This window comes from Lysinibacillus sp. GW821-FHT14F06 (assembly GCF_058803665.1).
Genome location: NZ_JBXAPF010000026.1, coordinates 1 through 22,043 on the forward strand (window position 1 = coordinate 1; position 22,043 = coordinate 22,043).

At 35.6% G+C, this 22,043-nt stretch carries 22 protein-coding genes; 5 read left to right on the forward strand and 17 right to left on the reverse strand.

Annotated elements, in window-relative coordinates:
* Positions 1 to 201 precede the first annotated feature (201 nt).
* Positions 202 to 1,128: a manganese-dependent inorganic pyrophosphatase gene (locus AC1RNS_RS19195; protein ID WP_492994992.1), complete on the reverse strand. Its 927-nt coding sequence runs from the start codon at positions 1,126 to 1,128 to the stop codon at positions 202 to 204.
* A gap of 413 nt (positions 1,129 to 1,541) precedes the next feature.
* Here AC1RNS_RS19195 and AC1RNS_RS19200 point away from each other — a divergent pair, with 413 nt between their 5' ends.
* On the forward strand, positions 1,542 to 2,345 hold the full coding sequence (locus AC1RNS_RS19200; protein ID WP_492994993.1) for a GNAT family N-acetyltransferase: 804 nt from the start codon (positions 1,542 to 1,544) through the stop codon (positions 2,343 to 2,345).
* Between the two features lie 100 nt (positions 2,346 to 2,445).
* Here the strand turns inward: AC1RNS_RS19200 and AC1RNS_RS19205 are convergent, their stop codons facing one another.
* Both AC1RNS_RS19205 and AC1RNS_RS19210 read right to left on the reverse strand, forming a co-directional pair.
* Positions 2,446 to 3,309, reverse strand: coding sequence for a MurR/RpiR family transcriptional regulator (locus tag AC1RNS_RS19205; protein ID WP_492994994.1), 864 nt, complete (start codon positions 3,307 to 3,309; stop codon positions 2,446 to 2,448).
* Positions 3,310 to 3,716: 407 nt separating this feature from the next.
* Positions 3,717 to 4,946, reverse strand: coding sequence for an MFS transporter (locus tag AC1RNS_RS19210; protein ID WP_492994996.1), 1,230 nt, complete (start codon positions 4,944 to 4,946; stop codon positions 3,717 to 3,719).
* A 204-nt stretch (positions 4,947 to 5,150) separates the two neighbouring features.
* Between AC1RNS_RS19210 and thrC the strand changes: the two genes are divergently transcribed.
* The 3 genes from thrC to AC1RNS_RS19225 are packed head-to-tail and all read left to right on the forward strand — an operon-like array spanning position 5,151 to position 7,834.
* Positions 5,151 to 6,203 carry a threonine synthase gene (thrC, locus tag AC1RNS_RS19215; RefSeq protein ID WP_492994998.1) on the forward strand — a complete coding sequence of 351 codons (1,053 nt, stop codon included), beginning with the start codon at positions 5,151 to 5,153 and terminating at the stop codon, positions 6,201 to 6,203.
* Positions 6,200 to 7,093 carry a homoserine kinase gene (thrB, locus tag AC1RNS_RS19220; protein ID WP_492994999.1) on the forward strand — a complete coding sequence of 298 codons (894 nt, stop codon included), beginning with the start codon at positions 6,200 to 6,202 and terminating at the stop codon, positions 7,091 to 7,093. Before thrC ends, thrB begins: the two co-directional genes overlap by 4 nt.
* A gap of 54 nt (positions 7,094 to 7,147) precedes the next feature.
* Complete coding sequence (locus AC1RNS_RS19225; protein ID WP_492995000.1) at positions 7,148 to 7,834, forward strand: 2-hydroxy-3-keto-5-methylthiopentenyl-1-phosphate phosphatase; 687 nt, start codon at positions 7,148 to 7,150, stop codon at positions 7,832 to 7,834.
* A 63-nt stretch (positions 7,835 to 7,897) separates the two neighbouring features.
* Here AC1RNS_RS19225 and AC1RNS_RS19230 read toward each other — a convergent pair whose 3' ends face one another.
* From AC1RNS_RS19230 to AC1RNS_RS19260, 7 genes are all read right to left on the reverse strand, one after another.
* Positions 7,898 to 8,506, reverse strand: a complete 609-nt coding sequence (locus AC1RNS_RS19230) for a phosphatase PAP2 family protein (RefSeq protein WP_492995001.1) — start codon at positions 8,504 to 8,506, stop codon at positions 7,898 to 7,900.
* 254 nt (positions 8,507 to 8,760) lie between these two features.
* Positions 8,761 to 9,660, reverse strand: a complete 900-nt coding sequence (locus tag AC1RNS_RS19235) for a hypothetical protein (RefSeq protein WP_492995002.1) — start codon at positions 9,658 to 9,660, stop codon at positions 8,761 to 8,763.
* Between the two features lie 438 nt (positions 9,661 to 10,098).
* Complete coding sequence (locus tag AC1RNS_RS19240) at positions 10,099 to 10,713, reverse strand: response regulator (protein WP_427537825.1); 615 nt, start codon at positions 10,711 to 10,713, stop codon at positions 10,099 to 10,101.
* Complete coding sequence (locus AC1RNS_RS19245) at positions 10,697 to 13,018, reverse strand: sensor histidine kinase (RefSeq protein ID WP_492995003.1); 2,322 nt, start codon at positions 13,016 to 13,018, stop codon at positions 10,697 to 10,699. Before AC1RNS_RS19245 ends, AC1RNS_RS19240 begins: the two co-directional genes overlap by 17 nt.
* Positions 12,991 to 13,149 (reverse strand): competence pheromone ComX, encoded by a 159-nt coding sequence (gene comX, locus AC1RNS_RS19250; RefSeq protein ID WP_492995004.1) that lies wholly within the window; start codon positions 13,147 to 13,149, stop codon positions 12,991 to 12,993. The genes AC1RNS_RS19245 and comX overlap by 28 nt, the downstream gene beginning before the upstream one ends.
* Before the next feature lie 12 nt (positions 13,150 to 13,161).
* Positions 13,162 to 14,064 carry a polyprenyl synthetase family protein gene (locus AC1RNS_RS19255; RefSeq protein WP_492995006.1) on the reverse strand — a complete coding sequence of 301 codons (903 nt, stop codon included), beginning with the start codon at positions 14,062 to 14,064 and terminating at the stop codon, positions 13,162 to 13,164.
* Between the two features lie 76 nt (positions 14,065 to 14,140).
* The gene (locus AC1RNS_RS19260) at positions 14,141 to 14,290 is read right to left on the reverse strand and encodes a hypothetical protein (RefSeq protein WP_492995007.1); all 150 of its coding nucleotides are present in this window, start codon (positions 14,288 to 14,290) and stop codon (positions 14,141 to 14,143) included.
* A gap of 145 nt (positions 14,291 to 14,435) precedes the next feature.
* Here AC1RNS_RS19260 and AC1RNS_RS19265 point away from each other — a divergent pair, with 145 nt between their 5' ends.
* Positions 14,436 to 15,092 (forward strand): hypothetical protein, encoded by a 657-nt coding sequence (locus AC1RNS_RS19265; RefSeq protein WP_492995008.1) that lies wholly within the window; start codon positions 14,436 to 14,438, stop codon positions 15,090 to 15,092.
* A gap of 158 nt (positions 15,093 to 15,250) precedes the next feature.
* Here AC1RNS_RS19265 and AC1RNS_RS19270 read toward each other — a convergent pair whose 3' ends face one another.
* The 7 genes from AC1RNS_RS19270 to menC form a co-directional block, all read right to left on the reverse strand.
* Positions 15,251 to 15,565, reverse strand: a complete 315-nt coding sequence (locus tag AC1RNS_RS19270; protein WP_492995009.1) for an antibiotic biosynthesis monooxygenase family protein — start codon at positions 15,563 to 15,565, stop codon at positions 15,251 to 15,253.
* A gap of 1 nt (position 15,566) precedes the next feature.
* A complete protein-coding gene (locus AC1RNS_RS19275; RefSeq protein WP_492995011.1) occupies positions 15,567 to 16,574 on the reverse strand; it encodes a siderophore ABC transporter substrate-binding protein in 1,008 nt (335 codons plus the stop codon).
* 63 nt (positions 16,575 to 16,637) lie between these two features.
* Positions 16,638 to 17,399, reverse strand: a complete 762-nt coding sequence (locus tag AC1RNS_RS19280) for an iron ABC transporter ATP-binding protein (protein WP_427537744.1) — start codon at positions 17,397 to 17,399, stop codon at positions 16,638 to 16,640.
* The gene (locus tag AC1RNS_RS19285; RefSeq protein WP_492995012.1) at positions 17,396 to 18,349 is read right to left on the reverse strand and encodes an iron chelate uptake ABC transporter family permease subunit; all 954 of its coding nucleotides are present in this window, start codon (positions 18,347 to 18,349) and stop codon (positions 17,396 to 17,398) included. Before AC1RNS_RS19285 ends, AC1RNS_RS19280 begins: the two co-directional genes overlap by 4 nt.
* On the reverse strand, positions 18,342 to 19,292 hold the full coding sequence (locus tag AC1RNS_RS19290) for an ABC transporter permease (RefSeq protein WP_492995014.1): 951 nt from the start codon (positions 19,290 to 19,292) through the stop codon (positions 18,342 to 18,344). The genes AC1RNS_RS19285 and AC1RNS_RS19290 overlap by 8 nt, the downstream gene beginning before the upstream one ends.
* Positions 19,293 to 19,771: 479 nt before the next feature.
* The gene (locus AC1RNS_RS19295; protein ID WP_492995015.1) at positions 19,772 to 20,824 is read right to left on the reverse strand and encodes a YkvI family membrane protein; all 1,053 of its coding nucleotides are present in this window, start codon (positions 20,822 to 20,824) and stop codon (positions 19,772 to 19,774) included.
* A 106-nt stretch (positions 20,825 to 20,930) separates the two neighbouring features.
* Positions 20,931 to 22,037 (reverse strand): o-succinylbenzoate synthase, encoded by a 1,107-nt coding sequence (menC, locus tag AC1RNS_RS19300; protein ID WP_492995016.1) that lies wholly within the window; start codon positions 22,035 to 22,037, stop codon positions 20,931 to 20,933.
* Between the last annotated feature and the right edge of the window lie 6 nt (positions 22,038 to 22,043).

Consider the following 22,043-nt stretch of genomic DNA (forward strand, 5'->3'; position numbering starts at 1 on the left):
GGCTCATCGGACGCCCCCAGGAAGCTCTGCTCTGCGCGAAAGCGAAGCGTCAGCGGCAAAGCACTCAGTCGGAACGGTGATCAACCCCTCGTTTTGAAAAAGGGCTATACTTTTTAATTTGTCACCTTGATTTCATGGACATAATAGTATTTCAACAACATGAAGAGGCTGTCTTTTTTTAAGACAGCCTTTTTTCTCTATTTATTTCAATGCATCCGTTAAAACTGGTACAATTTGTTTTTTACGAGATACTACACCTGGTAAAATAACACGATTATTAACTAGCTCTGCTCCAAAACCTTTTGCTGCAGCCTCTGCTACTTGTCCAATTGCAACAGCCGTTGAATCATTATTTAAAATATCTGTCACAACAAAGAAGAATAAATCTAATCCATTTTCTGCAACATTTTTATTTAATAAAATTTCTAATTCCTCTTGGCGTCCAAGCACGTCATTAATATCAACAGCGTTTACCTGAGCAACTACAGATTTATATTCCCCAAACTGGAACTCTTTTGCATCTAATGATAAAAGATCCTCTAATGATTTATCTGAAAGGTCAGCGCCTGCCTTCAACATTGCTAACCCGTACTCCGCGATGTCAACTCCTGCAATCGCTGCTAATTCATCACCAGCTTTTATATCTTGCTCTGTGCAAGTAGGTGATTTGAATAATAATGTGTCTGAAATAATAGCAGAAAGCATTAATCCCGCAATATTTGAAGGTATTTCAACACTGTTCTCCTTGAAGATTTTGTTTAAAATTGTAGCAGTACAGCCAACAGGTTCAGCACGGTAGTATAAAGGATCAGCTGTTTGGAAGTTTGCAATACGGTGATGATCGATAACCTCTGTAATTTGTACTTCTTCAATGCCATCAGCAGATTGTTGGAATTCATTGTGGTCTACAAGAATTACTTGTTCTGCCTCTCCTACTACTGTTGAGATGGAACGCGGTGCCCCAAAGCCAAATTTATCTAAAGCAAACTGTGTTTCGTTATTTACTTCTCCTAGACGTACCGCTTCAGCATCTACCCCTAGTTGTTGCTTTAAGTATGCATAGACAATAGCAGATGTAATTGTGTCTGTATCTGGATTTTTATGACCAAAAACTAAAACTTTACTCATTAAAATTACTCCTCCTAAATAGCAATAACATTTATTTTATTTTATCATACCCTATGAACTATCGTGATAGAAAGTAAAACTTTGTCTATCAGTGCTTGCAATATATTTGTATTAAAAATCCATATGATATTTTTCGTATACTAAAATAACTTCAATACATCGAATATCATACTTTTCCCATTGGTCAAAAAAGATAAATATGTGTAGCTATAAGGTAAATATTATCATCAACAACTATATTATTATCTTTTTTTACCATCCTATTTTTAACATTTAATATTAATAATAAATAATTCATTAAAAATAATTGCAATAAATAGATATATAGTTGCGTTTTTATGTTTAAGAAAACATAAGTTTATGATATTATCAGATAGTCTATATTTTAGGATATACAGGAAATGGGGATTACAATGACAAAGAAGATGGAAAAAAAGTATATTCCTTTAGCAAATTATTTTGAAGTAGCTTTACAACAAGAGATTACTTTATCCTTTAGCGAACTAGAAAATATTATGGGACAAGCCTTACCAAATGCAGCTTACCTGAATAAAAGCTGGTGGAAAAAAACAAAACCTCCTCTTACACATTATTTGTCATGGACAAATGCAGGTTACTACGTTATTGATATTAAACTTGGAACTAGTGTAACTTTCTCGCGTACACAAATGAAGGCTGCATCGAATAATATCTCTAAAGATGACGACATCCCATCTGCATACATAATCCGAGCAATCGAAGCCTCCGATGCTAGATCATTTATACATTTACAGGAAGAGATTTTCGAACAAACTGACTTTATGTATAACATTCAAGATGAGTTGGATTTAACTGTACAACAGCTTCGTAAAAATTTAACCTACTGGAAGCAACTAAGAAACAGAACAATTTTACTTTGTGTATTAAATGGGAATTTTGCTGGTTATGTAGTTATCCATGGCTACAAGCATTCAAAAAATAAACACGTTGCATCTATTCATCTAGCTGTTAAGGAAGAGTTTCAAGGAAAAGGAATTGGTTTGGCACTTATGGAGGCAGTTGAGAAATGGTCTAAACAGCGAGAAATTTCACGCTTAGAATTGTGCGTTATGGAGCATAATGATATTGCCTTAAATTTATTCAGAAAATTAGGTTATCAGCAAGAGGGTATTCGAAAAAACGCCATTAAGTTAGATGGTCGCTACATGAACGAATACAGCTTAAGTAAAATTTTATAAGCTTCTTTTCAAGGTGTCTAAAACTTATTTGGGCATCTTTTTTTATCTTCTCCCTCAAAAAAACGCATAGATCACTAACGTATCTACGCGTTGTAATGCCTTAGAAAACCTGCTTTTCTCTTGCAGCATCTAAGAATAATAAATTATTTTCTACTTGTTCATAGGATTGCTGATATTTCTCATATTGCACTTTATCTTGGTTGATCATTTCCTCAATTAATGCATGTAAAAACGAAAATAAAACGGGGACAATATCCAAAGACGTTTGGTTCTTCATTCCAAGCGCAAATATTGCACTTGCATAATCACGAACAGGCGACAACGCAGATCCAGTAATAGCAATAATTTTTACCTTCTTCATTTTTGCAATTTCAACGATAGTTTTTATATCATTTGTATGCTTATCACATGAGAAAACGATTAACGTTGTATGCTCTCCCATACTGTTAATTTGTTGAACAATATCATCAGAATCCGAACGAAGCTGCTTAACGTTAGAACGTAAAGTTCTTAGTGTGTATGATAGCCAGTTTGCAATAGATGCAGCTTGTCGAGTACCTAAAATATAAATATTATCAGCCTTATGCATCCATTTTGAACTTTTCTGCAACATACTATCATTAATAAGATGGATGGTATCTTGAATATTTTGACTATCACGTTGCATAACTTTACCAAAGCTTGTGTTTTGTTGCTTATTTGAAGTATATGTAGGTTGAAGAGTCGTCCCATTTTGAGACATTAAATAACCTCTAATTTCTTCCTGAAGCTCTACATAACCCGATAAATCCATCGCATAACAAAAACGGATAACAGTCGATTCACTAACATTTGCCTGCCTCCCGACTTCAGCCGCTCCGTTACCAATTACAGCTGTGGGGTTGTTCATAACAAATTGTGCAACTTTACGTTGTCCCTTTGATAGCCTTACAAACCTTCTTTTTATTTCTTCATTAATGCTCATCCCTAACAACCTTTCTTTCAATGAAATTATCACGAATGGAGATTGTTTACTACTGACTCTAAATTCGATTAAAAATACAGTATCACGATTACAATTTGAATACAATGACTTTTCAGAAAAATCTTTAGCGCTTCAGCTTGCTAATACAACAGTTCGCAATAAATTGACATAAATTCGTTATATTTTCACTAACCCCAGTATCTTTATCAACTTAATTTATTGGATGGAATTTTCTATTGATTTGTTATTTTAACAGATTCAAGAAAATAATTGTATAAAAATTAATAAAAACTAATTTTTATGTATTAAGAGAGCAATAATTAATAGCTTTTCGTTGCAAGATAGCACCTTCTTGACCAAAAAATAAATGTCTTGGACTATTATTAATCCAAGACATTCCTAATTTTTTAGTCTAATTCGATTTGCTTAGTTTCTTTTCCTAAAAATAGCACTCCGAGAACACCAATAATGATCGCTCCACAGAAAATCGTAAAAATAAAGCCAATATCATATCCTGCTTTTAAAAATGAACCCACTAGCAAGGGACCAAAAATACCGCCTATACGCCCAACAGCTGCCGCCATCCCTGCACCTGTACCACGAATCACAGCCGGATACTGCTCAGGAGTATAAGCATAAAGAGCACCCCATGCTCCTAAATTAAAGAACGACAAAAACATCCCAGACGTTAACAAGGCCGCTAGCGTCTCAGCATTCCCAAAAATGAAAGCACTTACAGCCGTTCCAATTAAATAGGAAACGAGTACAAATTTCCGACCAAATCTATCTATAAACCATGCTGCAGTAAAATAGCCTGGTAGCTGAGCAAGTGTCATAATTAGCACATATTTAAAGCTTGAGATCATATCGAAGCCTTTACCAACCATAACACTAGGAAGCCATAAAAACATTCCGTAATAGGAGAATACTACCGTGAACCATAGCACCCATAGCATAAAAGTAGAACGCGCATATTTCTTCGACCATACATCCACAATATTTTGTCTTATACTACGTGTCTTCGATTCTGCTTTTACAGTAAATTGAGGTGAATCTGGTAAATGCCAGCGAAGATAAATTGCATATACTGCTGGAAGCGCTGTTAACAACAAAGCAGCACGCCAGCCCCATGTAGGAATAACAAAATACGAAATCAGTGCTGCAATTAACCACCCTGCTGCCCAGAAGCTTTCTAGTAAAACAACTACTCTTCCTCTTTCCTTAGCTTCAACACTCTCCGAAACTAATGTTGAGGCAACAGGAAGCTCTCCTCCTAGCCCCATACCTACTAAAAAGCGCAAGGCCATAAATGCAAATAAAGTAGTTGTAAACGCGGACAGACCACTTGCAATCGAAAACAAAACCAATGTCCACATAAAAATTTGTTTCCTTCCTACTTTATCAGCAAATATACCGAAAACGAGTGCCCCTACAGCCATCCCAATAGAATTAATGCTACCTATCCAACCTGATTGATTTGGCTCTAGCCCCCAATCAGCAGCTAGGGCTGCAATGACGAACGATAAAATTCCTACATCCATTGCATCGAAAAGCCATCCAACACCCGCTACACCTAATAGCTTGTTACGTGAAATAGATTGTTGTGACTTATTTGTTGTAACCGTATTTGTTGTCATTTAACCACCTGTCTTTACACTTGACTTTACATTATGTGTATACTATACAGTTGTTTCAAGAAAGTGACAAGCACTATTCAAATTACCGAATTGTTTCGACAATTTCAGAATTGCTATTGAAAATATAGTACGATTTGCGTTAAAATGTCTTTTATATAAAAACAACTGTTCTTTCTATAAGAACAAAAGGAGATCGTAAACGTTATGTGGAAAGGCCTAATTGAAGAATATAAACAATTTTTACCCGTAACAGAAAATACACCTGCCCTAACTTTAAATGAAGGTAATACACCTCTTATACATTTGGTGAATCTATCCAAAGAACTTGGGATTGAGCTTTATGGAAAAATCGAAGGGGCAAATCCAACAGGCTCATTTAAAGATAGAGGTATGGTATTTGCCGTTGCAAAAGCAATTGAGGATGGAAGCAAATGCGTAATTTGTGCGTCTACAGGTAATACTTCAGCCGCAGCTGCTGCTTATGCAACGCGCGCTGGAATCCAGTCAATTGTAGTTATTCCTAAGGGCAAAGTAGCTCTAGGTAAGCTGGCACAAGCAACAATGTATGGTGCAAAGATTATCGAAATCGACGGAAACTTTGACGATGCCTTAAACATTGTTCGTCAAGTAAGTGAAACTACTCCTGTAGCTCTTGTAAACTCAGTAAATCCATATCGGATTGAAGGGCAAAAAACAGCCTCATTTGAAATCGTAGATGCTTTAGGAGCAGCACCAGATTATCTATGCATCCCTGTTGGTAATGCAGGCAACATTACTGCATACTGGAAAGGCTTTAAAGAATACAACGCTGCAAAAAGCTGTGGCCTTCCAAAGATGTATGGCTTTGAAGCTGAAGGTGCAGCTGCCATTGTAAAAGGAGAACCAATTGCTGAACCAGAAACTGTGGCAACAGCAATTCGTATTGGAAATCCTGCTAGTTGGAAATTAGCAGAGGCAGCTCGGGATGAGTCTGGGGGCATTATTGATTCCGTAACAGACGAAGAAATCGTTGCAGCCTATAAATTAATTGCTGGTACAGAAGGCATTTTCGTAGAACCTGGTTCTGCTGCATCATTAGCTGGTGTTATTAAATCCGTTAAAAATGGCAAAATCGCTAAAGGCTCAAAAGTAGTTACAATATTTACAGGTAATGGACTAAAAGATCCCGATACTGCCATGAACGTTTCAACAGTAGAGGTTGTTTCTCTTAAAAATAATGAAGAAGAAATTCGCCAATACATTGAGGGCGTACTATGAGTAAAATGTGGCAAATCTCAGTTCCTGGGAGCACAGCCAATCTAGGCCCTGGCTTTGATTCAATAGGACTTGGCTTGTCCCTTTACTTAAAACTAACTGTTTCTGTTCAAGAAAACTGGGAAATTATCCACCTCGATGATAATGGTCCTAAAGAGTTTGAGCTAGAAGAGCATTTACTATACGTGATTGCCAAAAAAATTGCTGATCAATTCGGGAAACAGCTCCCTGCATGTCGTGTAGAGATGGCAAGTGAGCTTCCATTAGCCCGTGGTTTAGGAAGTAGCGCAGCTGTTATTGTGGCTGGCATCGAGTTGGCTAATCAGGTCTGTGAGTTAGGCTTATCTGTACAGGATAAACTTAATTTATCCTCACAAATCGAAGGACACCCAGATAATGCAACAGCCTCAGTATTAGGAGGCTTAACCATTTCTTCAATGGATGAGAATGGCGTTGTTGATACATTCCATGTCAATGATATTGACGCAGCCTTTGTTGTTTTTGTACCTGATGTTGAACTAAAAACAAGTGAATCCCGTTCTGTGTTACCAGAGCAATTTGATCGTACATATGCAGTGCAGGCTTCAGCAAATGCTAATATGTTAGCAGCTGCATTAATGGCACGTGATTTCGAGCGAGCGGGTCGCTATATGGAAGCTGACTTATTCCATGAGCCATTCCGGGCAAAATTAATTCCAAACTATACAGAAATTCATGAAGCTGCGAAGAAGAATGGTGCATTTGGAACAGCATTAAGTGGTGCAGGACCAACGCTAATTTCTATTATTCCATCCACAATAGCTGACGATTTTGTAAAGGCTATGAAAAATCAATTCCCAGAACATCAAATTATCTTAACAAAAGCCGATGAACATGGTATACAAGTAAAGTAATGTATTAAACGTCTACTGAAAAAGTAGACGTTTTTTCTTGAAGGAGGAAGTAGCTTGAAACCAATTATTTTCTGTGATTTCGATGGCACTATAACAGAAACTGATAATATTGTCTCACTTATGACTCAATTCGTACCAGAGGCTTCTGAGAAAATCGCAAAAGCAATGATGGAACAAACCATATCCTTTAAAGAAGGTGTTTCAGCAATGTTCGAGCTATTGTCTACTAACCAAAAAGAAGCTGTGATTGACTATTTATTAGATACAGCCATTATACGTGAGGGCTTTGGGGATTTTGTAAGCTTTGCACAGGATAAGCAGATTCCGTTTTATATCGTTAGCGGCGGTGTTGATTTTTTCATAGACCCACTTTTAGAAAAGTACGGACCATTTTCAGGCATATATTGTAATCGTGCTGATTTTTCGGGGCAGCAAATCAAGCTCGTCTTTCCAAACAGTTGTGATGAGGAGTGTTCTAAATTTAATACACAAGGGTGTGGCTGCTGTAAGCCAAGCGTCATGCGTAAAGTTACACAGAATGATCATTTTAAAATTGTGATTGGAGACTCCCTATCTGATTTTGAGGCTGCTAAACAGGCAGATTTTGTGCTTGCGAGAGATCATCTTATAACACGCTGTAAAGAACTTGATCTCCCCTATAAACCTTTCGAAACATTTCACGATTGCTTAGATGCTGTAAAACTGCTTATTGAGGTTGAACAAGCTGTTTCCTTATCATGAGCTTCTTAATTTTTTATACAACAAAGGGAGCTATGCTTATTAAGCTAGCTCCCTTCCTACATATCATTTTTGATTTCTTTGAAAATATCGCTTTCGACGTTCATACCAAAACATACAAATGATGAACCAAGTATAGCCCATGCTCCAGCCAGCTAACACATCAGATGCAAAATGACGAGCCCCAGCAACTCTAGACAAACCAATAAGAACTGTTAAAATAATTGCACCAATCCAAAGCAATATTTTACGTCCTTTCCTATTATTTTCCGCTAAAATATAGGCTGTTGTGAATAAATACAAAATTCCAGTCATAGAATGTCCAGATGGAAAACTGAAAGAAGTAAGTTGCTCTTCGATTTCAGGACGTGGTCGTTGTACCCATTTTTTTAAAATTTGATTCAGTACATTACCACCAGCTACCGTTAACAATACAAATAAAATACCTCGATAATTTTTTGCCTGCCAAGCTAAATAAACAATTAAAACAAGGGCTACAGAAACTACAAATGCAGGTTCGCCGATATAATGAAAAAATTCAATAAAACGATTCCCGAAAATAAATTCTGCCATTTTTGTATCAAAATTTTTAATTGAATTACTTTGAAAAGTAGCTTGTAGCATACAATAGATAATTAGTGTTAATAATGATAATGAATATGCAAAAATTTTCATACCAGACTTCTCCTCAAACTGCTATCTATGTTTTCACATCATATCATATTTTAGTTAGTAAGAGGTGAATATCCATTTGTCTAAATCGCTGAACAATTGCTTTCATTTTCTTGAGCCATAATTAATGTTATTTTATCGGTTTTATTAAAATAATTGGAAAATGCTAATGCAGCGATAAATAAGATTGCAATGATAGGTATTATTTTTCTAAACAAAATAAACACTTCCTCATCTTAATATCATTGTTCAGATAGCTATTTTAATAGTACAGGGTCAAATAACCAATCCCTAGGTCCAAAGTTTTTATCCTTTTCGCCCCTTACCTCACGAGAAATATTATTTTTAATAATGATTTCTCTGAACTTTCTACTAAACAAAGTTTTTCGGTACAAATATCTGCCATCATGACTCCATTCTGCCGAGTAGAATATATCACCCGTCAGATCTTTCAAATCTTCATTCTTGTATATATCTGGACCATTAATAACTCCACTTAACCCACATCGACATGGAGGTTGCTCCGTTGCAAAATATAATTTCACTCTTTCATTACTACATTCAGGCAATACTTGTGTTGGTATAATTTGAAATGCCTTTTGTTTACCTTTCTCAGGTCCTTGATGAATTACCTCAAGAAGCTCATAACCTTGAATGTTCTCCAGCTTCATTAATGCTACTAATTCCTGTGAAGCTATCCAATATCCGCTCACATGTACAAGATGGCGATCTTTCATTTCTGTTGTATCAATAACAATTGGTGAAAGTTGCTCTTTCTCCATTAGCCCACAATGCTGGCAATGGGTACTTATAGAAAATAAAGTTCCTTTATCATCTAAAAACATATCAGGTGAATTACCTGTTGAATTTAACGTAAACAATGGTGCTTGCTCATATTCACTATCTGAAAAATCAAAGTAAAAACGTTCTCCAATAGAAACAATTCCTAATTCGCGCTCTAACGATTTATATAATGCAGCCACCTGTTCATATGTCACTTCTTCATTTAATGTAAAAATAGGATTAAAAGATGCCTTTAAATTTCTTTTTCTAATTTCAGGCGCACCGATAAAAATTCCATATCGATTATAAACTTTAATGACTTGATCTTGATTAGATTCATCTATAGAAAATAAATTTTCAAGTTCTACTTTCAAAATACACGCCTACCTTTATATAAAGTTTTATGGTGAAGTACGTTGACTAGCTAGTAACTTTAAAAAATCTACAATTTCTACTTTATTTATAGATAGCAAGGTTACCTATTTTCACTAATTTTTCTCATCTATCATTACTTACTGCAGCAAAATTTACTTAACCACGATTAACTTAAGCGTACCAGTACTTATACCGCCATTTCAACGTTAGGTTTACGCCAATTTTATGGCGGTCTTTACTCAAATTTCCGGCGTGATTTGGCGTATATATAAAAAACACCGCCACTTTTTGGCGGTGTCAACAGAAAAAAATAGGTACTTGGTATTATTTATAAGGAAATATTACCTAAGTTAATATATGGGAGTTTAAAACTACCTAATGTCTCCCTTTTTATTGAAATATATACCAGTACCATTTTAGTGTAACATATAATTGAACTAAAGTAAATTCATTCTTTCAGCAAGATTTACAGCCTCTGTACGTGAGTCAACGTTTAGCAAAGAAAACAACTGTGTTAAATATCTTTCCGTTGTTCGCTGAGGGATATTTAGCTCAATCGCTATTGCCTTATTCGTATGTCCTTCGGCAATTAATCGTAAAATCTTCTTTTCTTTTTCATTTAAATGAATATCAAGTTTAGCATCTTGCAATTTAAATCTATTATCAAGAAAGTCTAAGAAATTTTGAGGTAAGACGATTTCTCCATTTGCAATAGCTCGTATAGTCCGTAATATTTGTTCCTTGGATGCTGTTTTCGCCAAAATTCCTTCTATTTTCCGTTCTAAGATAAGTGGATAATAATCCGTAATATCATCACCAGTATAAAGAATAATTGAAGCCTTTGACTGAATAGCTTTAATGTTACGAGCTAAGTTTATTCCATTTTCTAATGGCATATTTATATCTATCAAATATATATCATGGGGGTTATTTCTAATTCTCTGGATAACATTTGTTGCGTCGCATTCTGTATCAACGATAATGTCTTCGTTTTCTTGAAATAAATTCTTTGTTCCCTCTAACACAATAGGGTGATCATCCACTATGAGCATCGTAATCAAGTGTGTCACTTCCTTCTTTTACTGTAATTCTAATCGACATCCCTTCATTAATTTGCGAATCAATATAAAAATGCCCGTTAAAGGCTTTTACACGCTCCTGCATACCCCGAATTCCCATTGACTCTGCAATAATAATATCATCAATATTGCAACCTACACCATCATCTTTGTAAAAAATTTCAAATCCATCGTCTGTCTCTTGAAGATGAATTTCAACCGTTCTCGCATAGGAATGTTTTAAAGCATTATTGAGCAATTCTTGGAAGAGTCGATAGATCATTAAATTCATGCGTTCATCCTCTAGGTAAAGGCGGTCAATCGTATATAGTAACATAAAATTAGCTCTCTCTGTTACTTTTCGAATCAGCTTCTCTAAAGCTGCATTTAATCCTAAAGTATCGAGTAATGGAGGCTTCAAATTTTCACAATAAGTTCTTAAATCATGCAAGGAACCAACCATCTGCTTATGAATCTTTGCAAGTTTTTGCTGAATATCTGTCGTATCCTTTGCATTGACAAGGACATCAACCTCTCGAGCAATATATAGCTGCTCTTGCAAATTGGTATCATGTAACTCCTGTGCTAATTGATATTTTTCTTCTTCAAAGCGTAGCCATAGTAGTTTGTTTAACCAAGGTAAATGACTATCGTCTGCTTGCTTCATATGCTTTAATTCCTCTAACAGTTCTTCCACCATCTTTGTATTTTCAATAAAATTATTTACATAGAGCAGGAGTAATTCAAGCCATAAAAGTTCTTCTTCTTTTAAATGAATCAAATTGTTATGTCCTAATACTAAGGCTCTTTTACAATGAGCATCCTGATGGAGAAAGGCTATATAGACTTTGTCAATTTTTCTTATCTCCCCCAATTTCAAATCCTCTATTACTATAGGATCAAACGGAAGCCTCCCCTCTTCCTTTGAAGAAAATTGATGGTTGTCATAATCATAGGTTAGTACAAATACATGCTCCAGCTCAAGATGTAGCGATACCTCCTGCGCAAATTTCTCTAATAACTCATCTATTTTAATAGTTTTACCAATTCGATCTACCGCAGTATATAGCTGATGTATGTAATCCCCTTTTGTTGAAAATAAGATTTTTCGTTTTCGATAATCAACCTTTTCTTTTATGTAAAAAAGTACAACTAAAGATACAAAGGTAAAGAATGAAATACCTGATATAACAGACATCGTTAAGTATTTACCAGCAATCCAGTATAGGCCAGCTGTAAACCACACAGTAAACAATAATGAAAAAATGACATAATACCGGAGTCTTGTAATATGATATTCAATATCAAATAATCGTTCAGCTAGCTGTGTAAAGATAAAGCTAAAAGGAATTAATAATAAAAATAGAGCACTAATTTCAGCTGAAAGAATGTATTGATGAAATAAGATATTAGGGAATGCATAAAGAAATAGGAATGGCAGAAATGGAATCATAATACTATTCAGCAACATCTTCAACTGAGGTGATTTATATTTGAAATAGCTTAGCAATAATATACTAAGTATGGTTATAAGGAAAATGAAGAAAATAGCTAATACAACATTAGAAAGTAAATTATGAGTAGATGGATAGATAATGCCGATACATCCTAAAACCATGGCTATTATGGGTAGTAAATAAAATAATTTAATATTATTAGAAAGCAACCAGTTTGTTTTTAAAAATGTATAATAATTTCTTAAAAAGTGTAGTAATAACACTAGGCATAGCAACATGCTTCCACGGTTAACTAGAATCCCAAGCTTATTTAGACTACCTGATGACCCTATGCTAACATAAGCCATTGAAACAGTTAGCATAAATAATGTAAGTAAGCTTAAAAGAAATGTATTCTTCTGCTTTTTAACTAAATAAATAACAATTATTAAAGTTAAGAAATAAAAACAGGCTGGTATTACTAGGACATAATATAATTGATCAGGGATATCTTTATTGCTTATTGGTATTTCTATTATTTGCCCATCAGGTTTCTTAATGGTTAATAAGCTTGCCGCTCTAATTATAAAATCATGCTTAACATTTGGTACATCTTCGGTTTGTATGCCATCCACAGTTAAAACAGTATCTCCTACTGAGATATTTTGCCCATTACCCCATTGCTTATAGTATGAATTAGTAACAATCCAACTTTCATTAGCTTCTTTTAAATCTATACCCAAATAAGGCTTGCTATAAGTAACATAGAGCAAGTAAAAACCTAGCCCTATGTAAGCACTTACAGCAAGCAGAAACCATTTACGTTTTATTAAACTTAATTCCAAAGGCCACTTTGTACGCATAAGTCTTCTTCAAATGAATCAAGTATTGCTTTTTGTTCCATAGTTGAAATTCCAATCAATGAGGCTTTTTGTTCCTTCAATAGTGTAACTAGGGCTGGGTTTTGTTCTAGATACTGAATTACGTTCATCATAATAATCTCTCCTCATTTCATTAGTTTTTTTAGGTAATCTTTACCTACTTCGTTTATAGCTACATTTTCAAGATAACTCAATGCTTTAAACTTATAGACATTTTTAATGGTAATGGCATAACGTATCGCACCACCATTTGTCAACTCGTTTTCTGTAGCATTATTATCCAAAACTGCAACTATATCATCATTATAATAGTTTTTTACAGATTTTGAAACATCATTTTTTTGTGATAAAAGATAAATAATAGGCAATGAGTATCTTTTATTTAGCAAATCATTTTTTGGCCCCCAAGTTTTTAGACCCTGGATATCATTTTTTATTTGTTGAATGATGCCTATGTATTTACTATATTCCTTCACCTGAGAAGAGATTTCGCCCTTCGCAAGCACTTCCCCTATTAAGCAGCTCAGAGCTGTTAAAGAGCCTGATTTTTGTTCAATCATTTGTATATATGACTGCTCATCTCTACAACTGTTGAGTAAGTCAAGCTGCTGTCCGTTAATACTGCTTAATGCGTACTCCTCAAGGATTTGATTAGCCTTATTTTTGTGTTCAAAAGAGGTTTCACGTATTATTTTAGAAGCCATAACTAACATAGCTAAAGCAACATTTAATGATAACTCAGGTGTTTTACTCCAACTATTGTCTGAATCCTTATCTTGCAAGTCATCTATAATATCGAAGGACAAAATTAGAAGTTCAATAGCTGCAGCTACTTTATAAATGTCCTCATCTACACAATCTGTAAATGCCTCATAATGCAAAACACAGAGTCTGCCAAATGAATAGCCTTCCGTTCTTTTTTCTTCTTTAAAGCTTTTTAGCATCGATTTTAAATCATAGCCCATCAAAGTCTCGTTTTCTAAAAGAATGTCCAATGATTCATTAATATGTTCATCAAGACCCTTCAATAGTCCCTTCCTCCTTTAATTATATTACTAAATATTATACATTTTAATGGGAAATAATACTACATGCTTCATTTTTTTAGTAATACTTTCCATATACTATTTTGACGTAAATACCGCCAAAAAATGGCGGTATTTGTAGACACCACGCCATTTTTTTGTTAAGAATTAGTAAAAAAAGTGGCGGTGTTGTATGATTGACCGCCACTTTTTGGCGTAAACTCACCATTGAAATGGCGTCCTTATTGATGTTACGCTTAAATTAAGCTACGATTAAGCATTTGGGCATATGGTATATAATTTTAAGTGATCAATATTTAATAAAGGAAGAATTTAAATCTATCGAAGATTCTCCGAAACTGGGAGTGATTGAAATGAAAAATGAAGTAAATGAAAATGTTTTAATCCTTACAGCTACCTTTTCTTGCGCAATTTCTGTCTTAGAAGAAGAAATTATCATCAAAAAACCTTCACATGAACAACAAAGCATTGAACAGATTATTATTGGAGCCGAGCAACAAGCTTATATGGAAACCTTGGCAGAATATAAAAATAATACTACATTATCAAATTTCATTATGGAGATACCTGGATTTGAAGATACTTATCAACAGAGGTTGGACATGTTTATTGAACCTTACGGAATTATAAGAGTTTTTGAAGAGGGTTCGTCCGTTTCACCTTTAGTCATTCCGTTTACCTCTGGGCTGAATATTAATGCACCAATTCTATATACAACTGCACATTGTACCATTATTAATGCAAGAGGTGCATCTATGACTAGTAACGACTCCAATACTTCAATTATTGGAAAGGCGGAGAATTTAATGGGCTCCTCCATCTATCATAGTAATACTGATTTAGCGATCGATATCTCCTCTTCAGGGGATTTATCAACAGTGAAGGAAACGAATTGGACCCACTATCACCCTACTGCCAATTTAACTGGCGTTTCCATTAATGATAGTGGTATTTCTTTTAATATTACTAAGGCCTTTAATTCATGGAATAGAGCGTCAATGAAACATTAACTTATATCTAAATGCTAGATTGTACGATTCATCAAAAAACCGCAAATTCCTCGCTCTCTTATTAGTCTATGGGAAGGTATCTTATTTTGTTGCCTTCCCTATCCTCTTCTACATCAAAAAAAAGGTGCCTCAAATTACTTTGAAGGCACCTTTAAATATTAATCTTTTACATAGTAAACTTCTTGACCGCTTTCAATAACGTATTCAGGCTTCGGCTTTCCTGCACTTGCCTTGTGACCTGCAATATGCTCGGGACTCTTCTCCCAATTTTTCCATGCTTCCTCTGATTCCCAACGAACCATAATTAGCACTTCCTCATCACCACGGCGCACTTTCTTAACAAGTACTTGCTTATCAACAAAGCCAGGTTGTTGCTCAAGCAATGATGGCCCGTCTGGCTTAGCGCCAAAACGTCCCACAACCTTATCCGAATTTCCTTCCGTCACTATAATACGTTTAATTTGTACAAACATATTAATTAAACGCCTTTAAAACATCTTCTACTTTTTGTGTTTCAGAAGTTAATCCACCACCTGATAAATACCATACTTGTGGATCAAGGTAGAAGATTTTGCTGTTTTTCGCAGCGTTAGTAGCGCTAACGATTTCATTTTCAATTGCAGCTTTTGTACCTGACTCACCTTCTGGGTTTACTGCAGCGTCACGGTCAACTACAAATAAAACATCTGGATTTGTATCACGAATATATTCAAAGCTTACATTGTCACCGTGAGTATCAACTTTAATATTTTCATCAGCAGCCTTTACACCAAATACATCATGAATCACACCGAAGCGTGAACCAGAACCATATGCAGATAATGAGCCTTCAGAACCTAAAACGATTAAAGCTTTCTCTTCTGACGCAGCAGTTTTTGCTTTTACTTCTTCTACTTTAGCTTGGTATGCAGCAAATGCATCAGCAGCTTCTTTTTCTTTACCGAAAATTTTACCAGCTAATTCAGTAGTCGTTTTGAATGATTCTACAAAATTAGCGTTATCTACACCAACAAATACTGTAGGTGCGATTTTAGAAAGTTCCTCATAAGCTGAAGCTTGACGACCAGAAATGAAAATAATATCAGGAGTCATTGAAGAAATCGCTTCAAAATCAGGCTCTTTTAAAGAACCAACGTTTACGTAAGTTGTATCAGTATATTTGCTTAAATAGCTAGGAACTGATTGTTGAGGAAGACCTGCAACTTCTACTCCTAAAGCATCTAAAGTATCAAGGAAACCGTAGTCAAATACTACAACGTTTTTTGGTTGTTCTTTAAGTGTTACTTCTTCAAATGTACTTTCTCCACTTGTGCTACCTGGAATTGTGATTGGGTAAGCTGAAGCCTCTTCTTTTTGTTCTTCAGCTGGTTTATCAGTTGTCGTACCTTTATCTTCTTCTTTAGCTTCTTCCTTAGAACTACAAGCAGCTAATACTAATAGCATCATCGCCATTAATACAGTAAGTAATTTCCAATTCTTCATTGTAAAATTGCTCCTTTAAAATTATAATTTATAGTTTAATGATGGTTGAACCATCTATTACTACTAAGAGTTAAAATACACGCATATACGACAGCCATTCTGTTCCTGAACAGGGATATCCATATCATAGATTTCCTTCAAAGCATCTGAGTTGATGATGTCATTGGTTGGTCCGTCTTTCACAACACGTCCATTTTTTAAAGCTACGATATGATCAGAATATACCGATGCAAAGTTAATATCATGCAATACAATCACAACCGTTTTACCTAGCTCATCTACTAGCTTTCGTAAAATTTTCATGATTTGCACAGAGTGCTTCATATCTAAATTGTTAAGTGGTTCATCAAGCAATATATAGTCTGTATCCTGAGCTATAACCATAGCAATAAATGCACGCTGGCGTTGACCACCTGATAATTCATCCAAATAATTGTGTTGCATATCATCTAAATTCATATATTGAATAGCTTCATCTACCTTTTGCTCATCTTCTGGCTTTAAATTCCCTTTTGAATAAGGGAAACGGCCAAATGATACAAGCTCACGAATGGTTAGACGTACATTCATATAGTTTGATTGCTTCAAAATAGAAACACGCTTCGCAAAGTCATCTGATTTCCAACGACGTACATCTGATTTATCGAGTAATACTTCTCCAGTATCTGCATTTAGTAAACGGCTTACCATTGAAAGTAATGTTGATTTACCTGCACCATTTGGTCCAATAAATGAAGTAATTTTCCCTGGTGCAACGTCGACACTGACATCTTGAATGACCGGTTTCTTACCAAAAAACTTGGAGAGTTCCTTTACTTGGATCATCCTGCTGACCTACTTTCCTTCAATAATAAGTAGATGAAGTACACGCCACCTACAAAGTTTATAATAACGCTAAGTGTTGTATCAAAGTTGAAAATACGTTCGACCATCCACTGACCACCGACTAAAGCAACAATACTCATTACACAAGAACCCGCTATTAACACAGAGTGCTTGTACGTTTTGAAAAATTGATAAGATAAATTCGCTACGATTAAACCAAAGAATGTAATGGGTCCAACAAGAGCAGTAGATACTGCAATTAACACCGAGGACAGTATAAGCATGCGCTGTACAAGCTTATCGTATGGCACTCCTAAGTTAATAGCTGTATCACGCCCAAGAGACATTACGTCTAATTGGCTCATATGACGCCAGCCATAGACAAAGGCAACTACAATTGCAATAGCTGCTAGCCACACTAAATCCGAATTCACATTATTGAAGCTTGCAAACATTTTACTTTGTAAGCTTAAAAATTCATTCGGATCAATTAATACTTGGAAGAACGTTGTAACGCTTCCTAAAAACGTTCCTACTATCATCCCAACAAGCAGTAAGAAATAAATTGGACGCTTTCCCTCTTTGAACAATACTCGATAGAAAATTAGCGCAAAGACAACCATCGCTGAAACAGCAAGTAAAAAATTGTATTGAGCGCTAATCACAAATATCGACATTGAACCAAAGAAATAGTAGATGATTGTTTGGACCATCATATATAACGCATCAAGTCCCATTACACTTGGCGTTAAAATACGGTTATGTGTAATCGTTTGGAAAACCACAGTAGAATATGCAATAGCTATTCCAGTTAACGTCATCGCTACGACTTTAATAAGGCGTCGAGGGAACGCATAATGATAGTTTCCATTCAATTCATAAAATACATACAGTAAGATAGAAGCTACTGCAAGACCAATCAAAATCAACATCTTTGTATGATTACGCATATGCTCTCCCCCTAAACAACATAATTAGGAAAATCGCACTTCCGATGACACCAACTGTCATACTAATTGGAATTTCATAAGGGAAAATCAGCACACGCCCTAAAATGTCGCATAATAGTAAAAACGACATCCCTAGCAAAGCTGTATGAGGCAATGTTTTAGCAAGATTATCCCCCTTGAACAGCGAAATGATATTTGGAATGATTAACCCAAGGAAAGGAATCACACCAACAGTAAGTACTACTGTTGTTGAAATAAGGGCTACTAGCACTAAACCTAAATTCACAACGAATTTGTAGGAGAGACCGAGGTTTTTAGCAAAATCCTCACCCATACCAGCCACTGTGAAACGGTTTGCATAAATGTAAGCTAAAATCAGCACGGGTACACTTATGTATAAAAGTTCATAACGACCTTTCATCATTAATGAGAAATCTCCTTGTAACCATGCAGAAATGTTTTGTATAATATCCGCCTTATACGCAAAGAATGTCGTAATTGACGAAAGGATATTCCCAAACATCAAGCCAATAAGCGGTATAAAGATCGCATCTTTAAATTTTATTCGATTTAATATTTGCATAAATAGTAGTGTGCCAGCTAAAGCAAATATGAAAGCGAAGGAAATTTTTTGAAAATACGTGACATTCGTAAAAAACATCATCGAAATCAGTACACCCAGCTTTGTGGCATCTAAAGTACCTGCTGTTGTGGGTGACACAAACTTATTCCTACTTAAGCTTTGCATAATTAAACCAGCAATACTCATACCTGCTCCAGCCAGTAAAATGGCTACAAGTCTTGGTACACGACTAATTAAAAAAAGTCTAGTTTCTTCTGATTGGAAGTCTAATAGATCACTCGGTTTAATATTCACTACTCCAATAAACAGTGACACAATCGACAACACTACAGTTGCTGTTAAAAGATATCTTATTTTCATTGTAATCCCCGGTAGATTCATTTTAGCTCGTAATCCATTCTCTAGTGAAAATGATTATCATTACTCACGATTTTCATTATAAGTCTGTTTTCATTCTCAGTCAACCTATAAATGAGAATTGTTCTCGTTTTTACTAGAATCCTTTAAAAACGAGCTTAAATAACAAAATAGCAACATTTTCTTTTATTTCACAAAATCAATTATGCCTCGGCATAATTGAGTCCGGAATCGGCTTTGTGCTTACACAAAGTACTCCTTTCCGATTCCGTGACATCCGCCGGAGGCTTTAACTTATTTCAGCGGGTGTTTGGACACCCGTTGAAAAGTAGCTTAAATTTGCATTCACCTCACCGCCTATAGAGGTGGGAGACTTCTGCTGAAAGAAGTTAAAAACTTTCACTTATTCTTCAAATTTCTTATACAAAGTGAAAAGGTAATTGAGAATAAAATACTTTATCTTTCCTCAATCACCTTTTTAATTAAGCTATACGTTGATTTCTTTTTAGCCATGCAAAAATAATAAAAATTACTAACATAAAACCTACATATCCCATAACAGCATATAGCTTTGCCACAAGTGTCGTAAATCCAGCAAGGCTTGCAAGAAAACCCAAGATGCCAATAATGACGCTCGCTACCTTAAAGCTCGGTTTATTAGGTTTAAAAAAACGTACCATGAAGGAATAGAACATTCCTACCGCAGTATTATAAATCATTCCCAATAGAGAGAAGGACATTAGAAGACCAACGAATGGATGAATTTCATTTGCCAATGCCAGCATCGGTATGTCCAATCCTACTATGACATTCATTTTAGCAAGAAGGGAAAGATTAATTAGCAATATTAAAGCTCCAAGCAAAACCCCACCTATAATGCCACCCATACCCGCAACTTTTTCATTGCGAATAGCCCCACACATAACTGTTAAAAGTGAAAAACAAACACCAATATTAAAAGACATATAGAGTAAAGCTGTCATCCACCAGCTTTTAGTACTTATTTGTGCCTGCTGTGCAATAACAGCTTGTTCTACAAAGGTAAAATCCATCGTGGCTAATGAATAGACAGCTATTATGGATACAATGATGAGCAGATAAGGGGTAGCAATCGCAATGATATTGATGATGCTTTTCACATTCATCATGACTGTTACTATCGTAAGAACAATCATGCAAATGCTCCCTAGCCAAACAGGTAGTCCAAACATTTGGTGGAATGTGGCACCCGCTCCAGCAAACATGATAACCGCTACGCCAAATAGAAAGAGTGACAGTAAATAATCCATCACAAAGCCCATAGATTGTCCTGATATTTGGTAAATCAAATCCTTATGTGATGATGTACGGTATCTTGAGCTAATTTGGGCAATGCACATACCTACTAAAGCAAACCCAAAAGTAGCAATAAATGCACCGTAAATTCCTTTAAAGCCGTAGCTCGTAAAATATAGTACGATTTCCTGCCCTGACGCAAATCCTGCACCGACGATAATCCCTACATAGGCACCACCGATTTGCAAGCTTTTCTTCAAACAGTCCTCTCCTCGTTTATGATGTTAAAATCACTAATTCAAGAGATGCATATCACAAAAAAGACTATAGGTTTTAGAGGAAGAATCGCCCTACATCCCACTCTAATTATTGGTAAACCTTCTTGCTAAGTGTCAACTTCTCAATTACTTTCATATTAGGCATATATCCTATTCCTATAGTCTGTGGCACACTTATATAGCCTTCATCCACGATAACTTCAGGAAAGATGATATCCTCATACCAATAATGACTAGAGCCTGCAGTATCTCCAGGCAATACGAAATTGCTAAGCGATGTTAATGCAATATTTTGTGCTCGTCCTATTCCTGCTTCTAGCATGCCGCCACACCAAACTGGAATATTATTATCTTTACATAAATCATGGATTCTCTTGGCTTCGGTTAATCCGCCAACTCGTCCGATTTTGATATTTATAACACCACAGCTACCCAGCTCTATTGCTTTGCGGGCATCCTCATAACAGGTGATGCTTTCATCTAAGCAAATGGGTGTTGTTAACTTCCCTTGCAGCTTTGCATGATCCACAATATCATCTACAGCTAATGGCTGCTCAATCATTAGCAGATTATATGCATCCAGTTGCTGCAATACATCTAAATCATTTAATGTATAAGCTGAATTAGCATCTACCATCAAGGGTAAATCAGGCATCTTAGAACGAATAGTACGTACCACCTCTACATCATGACCGGGCTTAATTTTCACTTTTACTCGTTTATAACCCTTCTCAAGATGATTCTGTATAACATTCAGTAATTCTTCCTTTGAAGGCTGAATACCTACACTAACGCCTACCTCAATTCGCTCCTTTTCACCACCTAAGGCTCTTGCCAGCGATTGATTTGTTTGCTGTGCATAAATATCCCATACAGCGCCTTCAATTGAGGCCTTTGCCATGCAATTACGTCGAATCGAGGAAAATAAAGTACTTACCTCATCTGGGTGCACAATCTCTTTATATAACAAGATAGGTATCAGAAAGTCCTCCAGCATATGCCATGTTGTTTTTATTGTTTCCTCAGTATACCAAGGTGCTGCAAAGGCAACTGCTTCTCCCCATCCTATTGTGCCTGATTGATCTTTTGCTTCTATCAGTAGTAATTCTTTTTCGTCAATGGTGCCAAAACTTGTTGCAAAAGGTGCCTTCATCGGCATTTTTATATGTCTAACGATAATTTCTTCTAGTTTCACAAAAAT

What these genes read in the sequence shown, in the direction of transcription:
- AC1RNS_RS19270 (WP_492995009.1), bottom strand. Translation starts at nt 15,565, where the DNA reads ATGTTTGTACAAATTAAACGTATTATAGTGACGGAAGGAAATTCGGAT.
- comX (WP_492995004.1), bottom strand. Translation starts at nt 13,149, where the DNA reads ATGATGAACGTAATTCAGTATCTAGAACAAAACCCAGCCCTAGTTACA.
- AC1RNS_RS19260 (WP_492995007.1), bottom strand. Translation starts at nt 14,290, where the DNA reads ATGGTGAGTTTACGCCAAAAAGTGGCGGTCAATCATACAACACCGCCA.
- AC1RNS_RS19290 (WP_492995014.1), bottom strand. Translation starts at nt 19,292, where the DNA reads ATGAAAATAAGATATCTTTTAACAGCAACTGTAGTGTTGTCGATTGTG.
- AC1RNS_RS19210 (WP_492994996.1), bottom strand. Translation starts at nt 4,946, where the DNA reads ATGACAACAAATACGGTTACAACAAATAAGTCACAACAATCTATTTCA.
- AC1RNS_RS19195 (WP_492994992.1), bottom strand. Translation starts at nt 1,128, where the DNA reads ATGAGTAAAGTTTTAGTTTTTGGTCATAAAAATCCAGATACAGACACA.
- AC1RNS_RS19285 (WP_492995012.1), bottom strand. Translation starts at nt 18,349, where the DNA reads ATGCGTAATCATACAAAGATGTTGATTTTGATTGGTCTTGCAGTAGCT.
- thrC (WP_492994998.1), top strand. Translation starts at nt 5,151, where the DNA reads ATGTGGAAAGGCCTAATTGAAGAATATAAACAATTTTTACCCGTAACA.
- thrB (WP_492994999.1), top strand. Translation starts at nt 6,200, where the DNA reads ATGAGTAAAATGTGGCAAATCTCAGTTCCTGGGAGCACAGCCAATCTA.
- AC1RNS_RS19205 (WP_492994994.1), bottom strand. Translation starts at nt 3,309, where the DNA reads ATGAGCATTAATGAAGAAATAAAAAGAAGGTTTGTAAGGCTATCAAAG.
- AC1RNS_RS19240 (WP_427537825.1), bottom strand. Translation starts at nt 10,713, where the DNA reads ATGCTCATAGTGGATGATCACCCTATTGTGTTAGAGGGAACAAAGAAT.
- AC1RNS_RS19275 (WP_492995011.1), bottom strand. Translation starts at nt 16,574, where the DNA reads ATGAAGAATTGGAAATTACTTACTGTATTAATGGCGATGATGCTATTA.
- AC1RNS_RS19265 (WP_492995008.1), top strand. Translation starts at nt 14,436, where the DNA reads ATGAAAAATGAAGTAAATGAAAATGTTTTAATCCTTACAGCTACCTTT.
- AC1RNS_RS19280 (WP_427537744.1), bottom strand. Translation starts at nt 17,399, where the DNA reads ATGATCCAAGTAAAGGAACTCTCCAAGTTTTTTGGTAAGAAACCGGTC.
- AC1RNS_RS19200 (WP_492994993.1), top strand. Translation starts at nt 1,542, where the DNA reads ATGACAAAGAAGATGGAAAAAAAGTATATTCCTTTAGCAAATTATTTT.
- AC1RNS_RS19245 (WP_492995003.1), bottom strand. Translation starts at nt 13,018, where the DNA reads ATGCGTACAAAGTGGCCTTTGGAATTAAGTTTAATAAAACGTAAATGG.
- AC1RNS_RS19230 (WP_492995001.1), bottom strand. Translation starts at nt 8,506, where the DNA reads ATGAAAATTTTTGCATATTCATTATCATTATTAACACTAATTATCTAT.